Raw genomic sequence first — 13449 nt, 5'->3', positions numbered from 1 at the left:
GCCCGGCACGGGCTTTGCAGCCGAAGGCGATTGCAGACGCCGATTTCAATCGGCGGCAGAGAAAAAAATTATGCCCATAGGATATACACTTCTTGGATTTGCCCTCGCGACAACCGTGATCGCCAATGTGCTCTTTGTTCTCTGTGGCAAGGGCGAGCGGAGCGGGCTCTGTGAGTGGGCGAAGCGCTTTGTGGCCCTGGCGACCACCGGGGTTGTCGGGGCGTGTGCCTACCTTGCCTACCTGATTGCCACCCACCAGTTTCAGGTGCACTATGTCGCCGAGTACACGTCGCGGCGTACCAAGACCTGGTACCTGATGGCCGCGTTCTGGGGTGGCCAAGAGGGCTCCATGCTCCTCTGGGCATTCTGGACCGCGGTGCTGGGGCTCTGGCTGGCCTACCGTGGCGGCAAGAACAGCGCCAAGGCCTGGCCGATCTTCGGGATCGCGCAGGTCTACCTGCTCTGCATCTTGCTGGTCAAGTGCCCCTTCGCTCTGGGCAAGCTGCCCATCCCCGCCGATGGCCGTGGCCTGAACCCATCGCTGGAGAACTACTGGATGGTGATCCATCCGCCCATTCTCTTCCTAGGTTTTGCCTCGACTCTGCTGCCGTCGGTCTGGGCGATCTATGGCCTGCTGCACCGGGACTGGGACGGCTGGGTCAAGTCCGCGCTTCCCTGGACCCTCTTCTCTTTTGCGACCCTGGGCTTCGGGCTCTCGCTGGGCGGCTACTGGGCCTACGAGACCCTGGGCTGGGGCGGCTTCTGGGCCTGGGACCCGGTCGAGAACACGTCGCTGTTCCCCTGGCTCCTGCTGACCTCGCTCCTGCACGGGCTGGTCCTGCAGAAAAAGAACGGCTCCTGGCGCAAGCCCAACTTCTTCCTGGGCATCCTGCCCTTCGCCGCGATGTTCTACGGCACCTTCCTCACCCGAACCGGTGTCCTCTCCGACTTCTCCGTCCACTCGTTCTCGTCACTGGGCAACGATGGCTTCTGGCTGATCTTGATCGGGGTCCTGATGTGGACCTTTATCCCGCTCGGGCTGCTCTTGCTGCGAAACTGGGACATTCCCAAGCGCGACGAAGAAAAATCGGCGGCGGCGTTCTTGAGCCGGGAGACGGGCTTTGCGGCGGGCGGGATCATTATCGGGCTGATCGGCTTCTTTGTGGCGCTGGGAATGTCCGGCCCGCTGATCACCAAGCTCTGGAGCGCCAAGGGCCAAGCCGCCGAGCCCGAGTTCTACAACAAGGCGCTCTACGCACCGGCCATTGGGATGCTCCTGATCATGGCCGCCGCGCCCTACCTTACCTGGAAGAACGGGGATGCCCAGAGCGCCTACAAGCGCCTCTTCCCGTCGTACTTGGCCGCGATTATCCTGGCGATGGGCTTTACCGGAGCGGGGATGTACTTAGGGCTGCGCCACCCCGCGATGGTGCTGCTCTTTGCAGCATCGCTGTTCTGCCTGATCGCCAACGCCATTCTGATCGCGCCACGGCTGAAGTCGCCGGCGGGGCGGCTGAGTATCGGTGGCCATGTTGCCCACGCCGGGGTTGGCTTGCTCCTGGCAGGCCTTGCGGGGCTGGTGATGTTCTCCAAGCACAAGGAGGGCATCTTGCTCATCAAGGGTCAGCCCACCGAGGCGCTTGGCTACAAGCTCACCTACGAAGGCTACACCCAGCACCCGTTTGAGCGCGACAATGCCATCCGCATTAAAGTGGTCGATGGCAATAAGCAGTGGGACGCCGAGCCGCACTACACCTACGTTCCCTGGGAGGGCAAGGACAGCCCCCAGGCCAACCCGCCCGCGATCCACCATAAGTTCTGGGGCGATGTCTATCTCGCGCTAGGTGGTGAGGCCCAGGAGTTCGTGGACCAGCCCGATGCCACCAGCTCCAACTGGCTCTTCTCCCTCAAAAAGGGCGAGACCAAGACTCTTGGGGAGTACACGTTTACCCTCATGAGCTATGACCTCGACGACAAAGCCAAGGAGGTTCTTGCCAAGCACAGCGAGGACGAGTTCAACAAGCTCTCTGCGGTACGCATGACCGCCAATGTGATTGTCACCTACCAGGGCAAGCAGACTCCCGTGAAGGTCTCCGTGCGGCATGAGCCGTCGGCGGGCGGTGCCTACTCCGAGGTCGTGGAGATCCCAGGGCCGGGTGGCAAGTACGGCAAGGTGATCCTGCGCATGGTGCCCGCTCCGGTCGAGAAAGAGATCAAGGAGAAGCAGGCAGCCTCGGCGGCGGCAGTCGCACGGGCCAAAGAGGCGGGTGCACCGGGCACTCCGGCGTTCCAGCAAGCCCTGATGAAGGAGCCCTCGTTTATGGAGGGGCGGCGCATGGAGGAGTTTGCCACCTACCAGACCCTGCGCTTCGAGACCTTCAACGCCCCCGATCCCGGTGATGCGGTCTTTGTGGAGCTCTCCACCAAGCCTCTGATCTGGTTTGTCTGGCTGGGGACTCTGCTCTACACCATTGGCGGCTTTATCTCCTACCGGCGACGGCTCAAGGAATAGGCAAGCTCACCAAATAAAACTTGCCCCCACGCTCCGGCGCGGGGGCAATTTTTTATTATCGGCTACTGCGCGGCGATCACGAGCTCACGGACACGAGCGGCGGAGAGCTGGTCGTCGTGGACATACTCCTCCGCGACCTCGATAATGACTGGGAGGAGCGGGCCGCGGACCAGGTGGTAGGCGACGGAGTTGTAGTAGTTGCACATCTGGCGCTTGGTGGTCACCAGGATCGCCTCCGCCTCGCTCTCCGCGTAGGGCGACTCTAGTAGCTCAAAGATCTCATGGAGCCGAACCACCGCATTGACATCGTCGTTGAAGCCAAAGCCGCCGGTATCGCCCATGATCCGGCGGCGTGCCAGCGGGCTCTCGGGATCGGCGGCGAGGCCCTCGGCCGCTGTGGCAGCATAGCGGACAATCACCTCACGGGCCAGGAGCGAGAGGTAGTCGTCGTAGTGCTCCGCCTTCAGCCGCTCCCGTACCTCGGCGAGGGCCTCCAGGTACTCGTCCATCTGATCCAGTAAGACCGCCTCGACAAAGGCCTCGTCCAGCCCCAGATAGGTGGAGACGACAGCGATTGCCGCCTTCCGGTAGAGGCGAATATCCTGGGCGCGCGGCTCTCCTAAAACTCCTTCGTTCACACCAGACCTTTCGACATCGCAGGCCCCGCTTCCTTCTGTGACTAAGATCACGATTTTTCGGTGTCGCTGGTCACAGCGAGCCCACCGCGTTTTGCCTATACTCTTGTCATCACAATCTTGTGACCAGAGCCAACCCCAAGGCGGACCGCGAAGCCACTCTTGAGGAAGGCGCTGATGATACCGTCAAGCTAAGGATCGCTCGGGTAAGGGCAGGCGTGCCTCTTACCCGAGCGATTCTTTTTGGTGCTGGGGATTTGCCGGGGGTTGAAATCCCCGGCAGAAAAGAGGGAGCGTCCCCGGGGACGCGCGAAACCTACAAGCTCCGTGCGTCCTCGGGACGCTCCCAAAAATCGGAGGCGGGGATTTCAATCCCCGGCTCTTCGCCGGGTATAATGCCAGCGTCGGCGTCACTGGCGCAAAGGCAAGTCGTCTGCACGAGAAAGCAAGCTTGCACGGGGAACATCCCCGAGGGAGCGCCGATAGTATTTTTTGCCCTGCCGTCCGCCTGGGCACACGGGGCACGCTTACTCTGGGAGGTTGACCCATGCGTCGTACCTTTACCCTCATTGAACTCCTGGTGGTGATCGCCATTATCGCGATTCTGGCCGCCATCCTCTTTCCTGTCTTCGCTCAGGCGCGCGAGAAAGCCCGCGCAGCCTCCTGCCTCTCCAACCAGAAACAGATCGCCACGGGCCTGCTGATGTACACGCAGGACTACGACGAGATGCTGCTCATGGGGATGTGGGGAGGGTCTGCCAGTGGCACACTCTGCTCCTGGCCGGCGATGATCCAGCCCTATATCAAGAGTACCCAGGTCTTCCAGTGCCCGACGGCTCCTCGCACCGCCGGGATCACGGCAGGCACGATCGCTGCCACCAATGGCTGTGGAATTGGCACCGGTTTTGTGGTGACCTATGCCTACAACTACTACCTGGGCGGCAATAACTCCGCAACCGGCGTGGCGACCAGCTCGCTCCCGGCGATGGAGAGGCCAGCGGAGACCGTTCTGATTGTGGACGGAGCCTCGACCGCGCAAAACGCCGCCTTTGGTAGTTCGGACCTCTGGCCGGAGAAGCGCACCTCCAGCGCGACCGCGGTAGGGGGAACCACGACCGCTAACCGCTATCCGTACCTGCTGATCCACTCGGGCAGTAGCCTGATGGCCAGCGCAAACGACTACGGCGCTCCCCGTGGGCGGCACAATGGCATGACCAATGTCATCTGGGCCGATGGGCATGTTAAGGCACGCAAGCTGAGTGCGGACTTCTACCCCCCGGTGGGCGATAACCGCTACCAGGCGCTCTGCACTCCCGTCCTCACCGGAACGGGGATCGCCGCCGCCTCGTGCGCTCCGTGTCTCTTGCCACAGCTGGGCTGCCAGCCGTAGGGTCACAAGGCCCCAAAGCCCGAGGAACGAGTCCTCGGGCTTAAGAGGGCGACGGGCACCGTCGTGCCCAACAGATTCGGTTGGCTGCGAAGGCAGCCGTCGCCCTCTCAAGCCCGGACACTCGTTGTCCGGGCGACTACGTTGTCCGGGCTACTAAATTGTCCAAACTCCAGAGCCCTCCAAAACCATGAAACATTCCTTGCTAGCACTTTCCTGCCTCCTGCTTACCGCACCCGTCCTCGCTCAAGACGCTCCCCGTCGCGACGCCCTGCGAGAAGGCCAGTCCAACCGCCTGCTCACGTTCGCCCAGATCGAGCAGCATCTCGCGGCGTGGAAGCAGAAGTACCCCGAGCTGATCGAGCTCTCCACCCTTCCCGGAAAGACCCGCGAGGGGCGCAGTATCCCCTTGGTGCGCATTGGCAAGCCGGGGCAGCCCGAGGTGATGTGGCTCTCCGGGATTCATCCGCGTGAGCAGCAGCCCGCCTACTGCACCCTGCGCTTTCTGGATGAAGAGCTGGCCGCGGGCTGGAAGAACGGGCGCTGCCTTTGGTTTGTGCCGATGTTCAATGTCGATGGCAAGCTCTGGGAGGAGGGGCACAAGGACTGGCGCAAGAACCGTGTTCCCAATCCCGATGGGACGTTTGGGGTGGACCTCAACCGTAACTTCCCCGTGCGCTGGGGCGGGGGGCGTGAGATCGACTCGACCTGGAACGACTCCACGGCGCGGCCCGGTGCCGATATCTTTGAGGGGCTCGCTCCCCTCTCCGAGCCGGAGAACCAGGCGCTGGATGCGTTTTTTGCAAGCCATCCCAACCTGCGGGCGTTTATGGATATCCACAGTCCCCTGCGGGAGATTCTCTTTCCCGCCCACAGTATCGCCCCCGACCATGCCCGCTATCTCAAGATCGTCAAGGGAATGCAGCAGCGCCAGAGCGACTCGCCCTACTCCATTACGAAGTCGTCGCCGGGGAGCGAGCCCGCGCCGGGAGTGCGCGGCGGGAACTCGGGGTTGACCTACACCCACGCGTACTACAGCTACGGGATCTATGGCTTTAACTTTGAGATTAGCATTCCCAGCAAGGCCAAGGGAGTTGCGGGGCGCTACCCGGCGGAGCGTGAGATCGCCCAGGAGTACGAGACCAATGTCAAGGAGGCGTGGCGCTTCTGGCTAGAGGCGGCGGGCGAGCTCCCCCTGGCGCAGCACGGCACGCTGACGCTGGAGGGCCCGGGCACGATGTCAGGCACGTCAGACAAGCCCCTCGTGCCTGGTGCCGTGGTCGGCTGGACGCCACCTCGCCTCAGCGTCCCTCGGAGCTACGCCTACGCAGTTCTAACGTCGCAAGACCCTGCGATTGTGGTGCCCAGTGAGTACCGCAGCTTCCCCCTTAAAAACCCCTTCACGCTCCAGGTGATGACCAGCGCCAAGCCAGGTGCCACCGTGTCGCTGACCCTGCACCTCTGGGACAGCGAGCGCCGGCACAGTGTCTATCGCTTTTCTTTGAAGATCGCCGCTCCCTAATCGCCCCCGTTGTGAATCGCCCCGGTTAGAGCGGGGCGTCAACGAGCCTCGTCCCTCGGCTGGGAAGGGCTTCGCCCATAAGAGAATCCTATGGCCGAAGGCCTTTCCAGCGCGAAGCGCTCGTTGACGCCCCCCTCCAACGGGGGCGATACAACACCGGGGCAGTGATATAAAATTAACAATCTCAATATCATTCTTGACATTATTAATTTTATTGATAGAATGCAGTCATGAACCGAAGTCCACAGCAGTGCCCCGTCTGCGATGAAGCCCTGCGTGTCTCTGAGCTCAGCTGTCCGGCGTGTCGTACGCGGCTGTGTGGAGAGTTTCCCCCGCCACCGCTGGCACGCCTCTCGCCAGAGCACCAGAGCTTTATCGAGACCTTCGTGCGCTGCCGCGGCGTGATCCGGGATGTCGAGCGGATGCTGGGCATCTCCTACCCCACCGTCCGCGCACGCCTCGATGCCACCGTCAGTGCCCTGGAGGCAACCCTGACGACACCCCCCACTCCCGAGAGCCCACGCCGACGCGCGATCCTGCGCCAGGTGGAGGAGGGAACCCTCACCGCCAGCGATGCCGCACAGCTCCTGGCAGAACTCTAACCCCAGAAAGAAGAAAACCATGTCCAAAGAAGAGAACCTCAAGATCCTACAGCTCTTGCAAGAAGGCAAGATCACCGCCGACGAAGCCTCGCAGCTGCTGGCGGCGATGGAAAAGCCCGAAGAGCCCGCCCCGGTCTCGCCCCCCGCTGCGCCCCCCCTACCCGAGACAGCTCCTCCACCTGTGGGGGCGGGGGGGACAGACGACTTTGAGACCGAGACCCTCGCAAAGGCCCGGGCAAAGATCGCCGCCGCTCGTGAAAAAGTAGCGGGGATGGACCAGCAGCTCGCTGCCGCCGAGGAGCAGATCGAGGAGGCCAAGAAGTCCCCCGACCCGATCGGCGCTCTCAACCAAGCGCTCAAGGGCCTGCCCGGTGCCAAGAATATCGCCGGGGCGTTTCGTGACTTCGATGCCGGACGCTTCGCCTCCAACGCCGCCAAGCAGGCACGCAAGCTGGGCAAGCAAGTGACCGAGTCTATCGGCAGTATCGACATCAACCTCTCCGATATCGCGCAGGGCTTCCAGGGAGACCCCACCCTGGAGCAGGCCTACGAGGTCACCCTCCCGGTCGCCACAGGGACAACCCTACGGATCAAGAACCCGCTGGGGAGCATCTCGGTCCAGGGCAGCGATGTCACCGAGGCACGGGCCGCCGGGACGCTCCGCATCTGGGCCGCCACCCCGGAAGAGGCGCAAGCCGTCGCCGATGCGATCCAGCTCTCCACCGAGACCACCGACAGCACCAGCGCCATCACGGTCACGAGCACGGTCAAGGCGCGGCGTGTGGAGCTGAACCTGAAGGTATTCGTGCCCGCCGAGGGGGTTAAGGTCTCCCTGCTCTCTCCCGCCGGCGATCTCTCCGTGCGAGGCATCAAGGCCGCCGCGGTCACCGCCACGCAGTCCGGCGATATCCACCTGGCCGAGATCTTCGGCGATGTCGCGGCGGAGACGACATCGGGCGATATCGGGATCGAGGGAGTGGTCGGAGCCGTCAGCGCACACACCGCGTCGGGAGATATCCAGGCCATCCGCCTCGATGGTGCCAGCTTCAAGGCCGAGAGCCAGAGTGGCGATATCCAGCTCAGCGAGGCGCTCATCCCCACGGTCTCGGTCTCGGTGGTCTCGGGCGATGCCCACCTCCAAGGCGTGACCGGCACGACCCTCAACCTCCAGACAGTCTCCGGGGACGCGACGATCCTAGAGTGCTCTTTCCAGGAGACGACCCTCAACGCGGTCTCGGGCAACCTCAACCTAGCACCCAAGGGCGCTCTGACCCAGGGCAAGCTCGTGGTCTCAGGGGTGAGTGGGGATATGGTTCTCACCCTGCCGTACAAGACCAACGCCGTGCTCGAAGGCCGCACCCGTAGCGGCGAGCTCCGCGGTAAGATCCGGGGCACCGATGGCACCCTGCGCGAGCTCCGCAGCTCCGGGATGGCCATTGTCAGCGAGTCGATTGGCGAGGGAACCGGTGCCATGATCGTGCTCTCGTCGGTGAGCGGCGACCTCAAGATCGAGCAGAGCGAGGGCTAGTTCCCGCCCAAGTCCCACCAGGCACCGCCAGGACGACAGAGGAAAACCTGTCATTCTGGCGGTGCTTCGTACATTAAGAACAACCGAAAATCTTCTAGAAGTGAGCCATTTTCAGGAATCGCTCCGCCGCCGGTTAGAAACCAGCGTCTGCAATGGCGTTCCGCCGCAAAGCCCGTTCCGGGCTACCGAGTCGGTTCCCCAGCCCGGAACGGGCTTTGCAGCCGAAGGCTACTGCAGACGCCTAATTCCATTAGGCGAATAAAAATTTAAAGTTTTTTGCATCCTACTTACTCAATGGCCTAAATCTTGCAGGGTAGGAAAGCAAGACACCACTCTAGGAAGAACTCATGAAAACCGTCACTCTTTTTCGCTCCCTGCTCGCCAGCACCACTGCCCTGATCGCCACGAGCGCCTTTGCGCAGTCCCAGGGCCCCCTGCTCTTTGACCTGAGCACCTTTGTCAACCAAGGCTCGGCCAACATGGGCTCCACCAGCGGCGGGCTGATGTCCGGGATCACGTTTCAGACCTGGAACGGCACGCAGATGGAGACGGTCAAGGGCGGCGCGGGCCTGATGAAGACGCAGTACGGCAAGGCCGGTCAGACCGTCTTTGACACGAGCCGTAGCGACTGGTTCTACACGCTCTGTGTCGAGCCGACCGCCTGGCTGGTCAATGGCGCCACCAGCACGGTCTCCACCACCAAGGACTTCTCCCAGCCCTTCAAGACCCCGTCGGACCCCAAGGCCGCCGACTCGCTCGCCCTGCTCTACCACAACTTCGGCAACCGCAACGCCGCCGATCCCAGCAATAACCTGGTCGCCAACACGCTAGGTGAGCAAGTCGGGCTCCAGGTGGCGTTCTGGGAGATTGTCAATGACTTCGACTCCAACAAAGCCGGCCTTGGCCTCGACCTGAGCAAGGGGCTCTTTAACTTCCAGCTCAGCTACGCCGACGGCTCGGTGAACCGCCAAGAGGTGATCGACAGCGCCAACAAGTACCTGACCTACACCAAGGAGACGATCAACAGCGGCAAGGATATCAGCGGCTACCAGGCGCAGCTCTTTAAGGTGGCCAACACGGTCGATGCCAATGGCAACCGCCGCGGCCAAGATGTCGTGGGCGGCCAGAGCGTCCCCGAGCCCGGAACCCTGGCCCTTGGTGCCCTCGGCCTAGTCGCGCTGGTCGCGCGGCGCCGACGCAAGTAAGCGGGTCATCAGCCCCGGCCCAAACCCACCCGGCTCTTCGTTCGTCCCTCACTTCGAGCCACCCTCCCTTGCAGCAAGGGAGGGCCAGGGTGGGTTCACAGCGCCGCCGCAACCCCCGCCGCCAGTGCCTTTGCCATGCGCTCCTGGCCCGCGTCGGAGAGGAGGAAGGCTTCGTCGCTGGCGTGGGTCAGGACACACATCTCCACCAAGACCACCGGCACCTGCGACCAGATCGAGCCGGTGAGCGCACCCTGCTTGCTCCCCACGGCCGTGCGGATATCGGGGAGGCAGCCGTTGTCCCGAAGAGCGCCCTTGAGCCCGGCGGCGAGGGCGGCGTGGAACTTGGGGGCGAGCTGCTTGCACGCGGCGATCACCTCGGGCGACGGCCCACGCTTGCCGGTGGAGTCGGTGCCCGGGCGGTCGGGGTAGTAGGTCCAGAAGCCCGTCCCCCCCTCCGAGTCGCAGTGCAGGCGGACATGCAGATCGGCCTGGAACGCATTGGCGATCTCGGCACGCTTTCGGTTCTTGACAAACTCCTTCTCGCGGGACTTGGTTAGGGTCACGTCGTGGCCCGCTGCCTTCAGGAGTGCCTCCAGCCGCTTTGCCACCAGCCAGCCCGCACGAATCTCAGTGAGCTTCTTGCCGCGGGTCCCCTCGCCCACCTCCGACGGATGGCCCGGATCAATGCAGATCTTCACGGAGCGCCTCCTTCAGTGCCCGTGCCGCGACCCCGCGGTGGCTGCGGGCGTGTTTCTCCTCCGCGCTGATCTCCCCCACTGTCTGTGCGTAGTCAGGCGGGACCAGAAAGATCGGGTCGTAGCCAAAACCATTGGTCCCGCGGGGGCCATCGGCGATGCGCCCCTCAAAGGTCCCCTCCGCCTCCGCGACAATGCTCCCATCGGGGGTCATCAGGCTCAGGACACAGACATAGCGTGCGCTCCGCTCGTCGTCCACCTTGCCCGCGAGCTTCTCCAGGACCGTGGGAATCCAGTTCTCTTCGGCCACCCAGCGGGCGGAGTGGACACCGGGCGCACCGTCCAGCGCATCGATACAGATCCCGCTATCGTCGGCGAGAGCGGGCAGCCCCGTGTGCTGCGCGGCCGAGAGCGCCTTGATGCGCGCGTTCTCTAAAAAGGTCGCCCCGGTCTCTTCGGGATCGGGGGCATCGTCGGGGAGGGGTAAAAGCACAAGGTCGGGGAGAAGCTGCTGCATCTCCTCGACCTTGTGAGCATTGCGCGTGGCAAGAATAATCTGCATGCGCTATTTTATCGTGTCCCCCCGGTTGGATCGCCCCCATAAACGGGGGCGTCTTGCTGTCGTCGCAAGCTCCGACACGAAGGCCTCCGGCCATACCCGCGTTAACGCGGATCGGGATGGGTGCAGCCCTTTGTGTCCGAGGCACGAGGACAGATAGACGCCCCGCTCCAACCGGGGCGATCTAACCGGACCACCGCTACTTCTTCGGGTTCAAAGCCTCATCGATCGCCTTCAGCGAGTCGGTGATGTGGAGCTTGACAGCCCGATCGGTCGCGCGGCCCTTGGCCGAGGTCAGGAGCGCCTGGATATCTGCTAGAGCGCCCCGGATCTGCACCTTGGCCTCACCCGAGAGCGGACCGGTGCTGGCCCCACGGCGCCGTCCCGCACCCTGGGGAAGCCCAGCGGGCAGGGTGGGCGCTGCAGGTGGATCGAGCTTGGCGATCAGCGCATCGAGGTAGACACGCTGGACGTTGCGGCGGTAGAGGTCCGGCGTCCCCTTGGCCGAGCCAAACTCACTGAAGATCCCATTGGTCATGTCGGTCAGGAGCTCGCTCACGGTGTAGGCTGTCGTGGGAGCGGTCACCTCAAACTCCACCAGGCGGTTCAGCCGGCTATCGGAGAGGAGCCCCCCGATAAAGCGCCGCTGCTCCCCCTGAACCCGATCCACGGTTCCGGTCGCGCTGGTCTTGCCCGTGATCTCAGGGCGAACCAGCAGGGGGCTCGTCTTGAAGACCAGGTCGTTGAAGAGCTGAACCGCCGCCTTCTGCCGCGCCTTGGGGATGGGCGTGTAGTTGGGGTTGCTGCTCTGGCCGACATGGTACTCGGTCTCGGTGACCCCGCCCACGATCGTCAGGACATGCCCGAGCTCCAGCGAGCGCTGGCCCAGGACCTCGTTGTACATCGAGTCCAGCTCGGAGAAGTCCTCACCGGGCTTGGCGACCGCGGCGGGGAGCCAGCCGAGAATGCGCTCCAGGTTCTTCATCCCAAGACGGGTCGCCTCAACACCATCGGCGCTGAGGTCCTCCATCTGCCGCCCGGGATCGTCGCCCGACGGGTTCCCAAAGCGCAGCATGGGGTTGGTGAGCTGACGGTTGGCAATCGCGTTGAGGAACGGTTTTTCGTCCTCGGGGGTCTTGGCACCGGGGAAGACCGAGTAGCCCCACTCCACCGCAAAGTGATCGTAGACCCCGATCTTGGGCATGAGCTGGGTCACTTTATCCTCGGGCTGGGCCACGTAGTTGTTGCGGGCGTAGTCCATGATCGAGGGAGTCGTGCCCCACTCGGAGGTCCACTTCGGGTCGCGCAGGTTCTTGACCGGCACCGACGAGCTCGCCTTCATGTTGTGGGGGAAGCCCAGGGTGTGCCCGACCTCGTGGGTGACCACATAGCCCAGGAGCTGGCCGGTGAGGTCATCGGGGAGGGGCATCTTGCGAGCGCGGGGATCGGAGTGGCCGGCCTGCACAAAGTACCAGTTCTGCGCCAGGCTCAGGACATTGTGGAAGATCTTGGGGCTCCCGTTAAGAATCTCCCCGGTGCGTGGGTCCGAGAGGTGCGGGCCGTAGGCGTTCTCCACCCCCGACGGCAGCCAGTGGACAACGGTGTAGCGGATATCTTCCTCATCGAACTCCGGGTCCTCTTCCTTGGTGGGAATGTCCCGGCAGACCACGGCGTTCTTGAAGCCCGCCTTCTCAAACGGAGCGTTCCAGTACTCAATCCCCCGCTTGATGTAGGGCTTCCACTTGGCGGGAATCTCGCTCCCGAGGTAGTAGGTGATGGGCTTGACCGGCTCGGAGAGCTTGGCGGTCGGGTCCTTCTTCTCCAGGCGCCAGCGGTGGATCAGGGTGACATCCTTGACCTTGTTGGCAGGCCCACCCAGCTCTTGGTAGCTCGACGAGAACCAGCCGACGCGGCTATCAAAGAGGCGGGGCATCATCGGCTTCTCGGGGAGCAGGACGATATTGTGGTTGATCACCACGGTCTCGGAGCCGCCGCCGCCCGAGGAGGCAATGGGCAGGCCGGGGAAGGGGCTGGGAGCGCCGCCGCCCGCACGGGTGCCCATGACCTTGATCAGGACATTCTGCGGGAAGGCCTTCAGGCTCTCGATGAAGCTCCGGCTGGGGTCAAAGCCCCCCCCAAACAGCGGCGAGTAGATCAGCGGCGAGGCATCGATCACCATCGACTCGCCGTCGCCGTAGGCCGCGACTGTGTAGACCGCAAGAATGGGCTCGATATTGCCCTTCTCCAGCGCCCGCTTCACATCGCCGTGGGAGTCGTCGGCGCGCATGCTGTAGCTGATTCCCCGCATCAGGATCTTGTCGTCGCGCTTCTCAAAGCGCACCACGCGGTCCTGCACCTCGGTCTGGCCAAAGCCGTAGAAGCTGGAGGAGCGCTCCATGGTCGTGACCCACATGATCTCCTTGCCCAGGGCGGCCTTGGGGATCTCGAAGTAGTACTTGTCCCCGACCGTGTGGGTGCGGAAGAGCCCCATCCGCGACGACTTGGCTTCCTTGGTGATGACCTCGGCGAAGGGCTTCGGCTTGCCAGGAGCGCTAGGGGGTGCCCCCATTCCCGGAGGTGGCCCTCCTTGTGGGCGTGTGCCTGCGGGAGGCTGTGTAGGACGGTCCTGCGCCAGCACGGCGGAGGGGAGAATCAGAGCGAGCGCCGCAGCGGCGGCACACAGACGATTAGACACGATGGTTCATGCTCCTGAGAGAGGATTAAGATAGGTAACGTTCGGCGCGGCCCAGAACCGCCGCCCTATTATAATCGCAATTGATTAAAAAATTATACACCCATTAAAT

At 63.3% G+C, this 13449-nt stretch carries 10 protein-coding genes and 1 riboswitch; of the genes, 6 read left to right on the top strand and 4 right to left on the bottom strand.

The genetic code is table 11. From position 1 onward, the window contains the following. Positions 1-70 precede the first annotated feature (70 nt). Positions 71-2512, top strand: a complete 2442-nt coding sequence (locus HNQ39_RS13325; protein WP_184196684.1) for a cytochrome c-type biogenesis CcmF C-terminal domain-containing protein — start codon at positions 71-73, stop codon at positions 2510-2512. A gap of 62 nt (positions 2513-2574) precedes the next feature. Here HNQ39_RS13325 and HNQ39_RS13320 read toward each other — a convergent pair whose 3' ends face one another. Further along, a complete protein-coding gene (locus HNQ39_RS13320; RefSeq protein WP_184196669.1) occupies positions 2575-3150 on the bottom strand; it encodes a hypothetical protein in 576 nt (191 codons plus the stop codon). Between the two features lie 396 nt (positions 3151-3546). Next, positions 3547-3668: riboswitch (ZMP/ZTP riboswitch) on the top strand. Positions 3669-3694: 26 nt separating this feature from the next. On the opposite strand from HNQ39_RS13320, the gene HNQ39_RS13315 reads away from it, so the two are divergent. The 5 genes from HNQ39_RS13315 to HNQ39_RS13295 all read left to right on the top strand — a co-directional run bounded on the left by HNQ39_RS13315 (position 3695) and on the right by HNQ39_RS13295 (position 9391). Then, positions 3695-4537, top strand: a complete 843-nt coding sequence (locus HNQ39_RS13315) for a DUF1559 family PulG-like putative transporter (RefSeq protein ID WP_184196666.1) — start codon at positions 3695-3697, stop codon at positions 4535-4537. A gap of 187 nt (positions 4538-4724) precedes the next feature. Further along, a complete protein-coding gene (locus HNQ39_RS13310; RefSeq protein WP_184196663.1) occupies positions 4725-6056 on the top strand; it encodes a M14 family zinc carboxypeptidase in 1332 nt (443 codons plus the stop codon). A gap of 230 nt (positions 6057-6286) precedes the next feature. Then, a complete protein-coding gene (locus HNQ39_RS13305) occupies positions 6287-6658 on the top strand; it encodes a DUF2089 domain-containing protein (RefSeq protein ID WP_184196660.1) in 372 nt (123 codons plus the stop codon). Positions 6659-6677: 19 nt separating this feature from the next. After that, positions 6678-8186, top strand: a complete 1509-nt coding sequence (locus HNQ39_RS13300; protein WP_184196657.1) for a DUF4097 family beta strand repeat-containing protein — start codon at positions 6678-6680, stop codon at positions 8184-8186. A 347-nt stretch (positions 8187-8533) separates the two neighbouring features. After that, positions 8534-9391 (top strand): PEP-CTERM sorting domain-containing protein, encoded by an 858-nt coding sequence (locus HNQ39_RS13295; protein WP_184196654.1) that lies wholly within the window; start codon positions 8534-8536, stop codon positions 9389-9391. A gap of 95 nt (positions 9392-9486) precedes the next feature. On the opposite strand, the gene HNQ39_RS13290 is transcribed toward HNQ39_RS13295, so the two are convergent. The 3 genes from HNQ39_RS13290 to HNQ39_RS13280 form a co-directional block, all read right to left on the bottom strand. Next, positions 9487-10089: an N-acetylmuramoyl-L-alanine amidase gene (locus tag HNQ39_RS13290; protein ID WP_184196651.1), complete on the bottom strand. Its 603-nt coding sequence runs from the start codon at positions 10087-10089 to the stop codon at positions 9487-9489. Beyond that, positions 10073-10648 (bottom strand): RdgB/HAM1 family non-canonical purine NTP pyrophosphatase, encoded by a 576-nt coding sequence (gene rdgB / locus HNQ39_RS13285; RefSeq protein WP_184196648.1) that lies wholly within the window; start codon positions 10646-10648, stop codon positions 10073-10075. Before rdgB ends, HNQ39_RS13290 begins: the two co-directional genes overlap by 17 nt. Before the next feature lie 196 nt (positions 10649-10844). Then, complete coding sequence (locus HNQ39_RS13280; RefSeq protein ID WP_184196645.1) at positions 10845-13340, bottom strand: zinc-dependent metalloprotease; 2496 nt, start codon at positions 13338-13340, stop codon at positions 10845-10847. Positions 13341-13449 lie beyond the last annotated feature (109 nt).

This window comes from Armatimonas rosea (assembly GCF_014202505.1).
GTDB classification, from domain to species: Bacteria; Armatimonadota; Armatimonadia; order Armatimonadales; family Armatimonadaceae; genus Armatimonas; species Armatimonas rosea.
Note: the sequence above shows the minus strand (reverse complement) of the source record. Positions and strands in the feature narration are given on the sequence as shown.

Bases quoted from the DNA above. Each gene is read 5' to 3' on its own strand.
- HNQ39_RS13325 (WP_184196684.1), top strand. From the start codon at position 71: ATGCCCATAGGATATACACTTCTTGGATTTGCCCTCGCGACAACCGTG.
- HNQ39_RS13315 (WP_184196666.1), top strand. From the start codon at position 3,695: ATGCGTCGTACCTTTACCCTCATTGAACTCCTGGTGGTGATCGCCATT.
- HNQ39_RS13310 (WP_184196663.1), top strand. From the start codon at position 4,725: ATGAAACATTCCTTGCTAGCACTTTCCTGCCTCCTGCTTACCGCACCC.
- HNQ39_RS13305 (WP_184196660.1), top strand. From the start codon at position 6,287: ATGAACCGAAGTCCACAGCAGTGCCCCGTCTGCGATGAAGCCCTGCGT.
- HNQ39_RS13300 (WP_184196657.1), top strand. From the start codon at position 6,678: ATGTCCAAAGAAGAGAACCTCAAGATCCTACAGCTCTTGCAAGAAGGC.
- HNQ39_RS13295 (WP_184196654.1), top strand. From the start codon at position 8,534: ATGAAAACCGTCACTCTTTTTCGCTCCCTGCTCGCCAGCACCACTGCC.
- rdgB (WP_184196648.1), bottom strand. From the start codon at position 10,648: ATGCAGATTATTCTTGCCACGCGCAATGCTCACAAGGTCGAGGAGATG.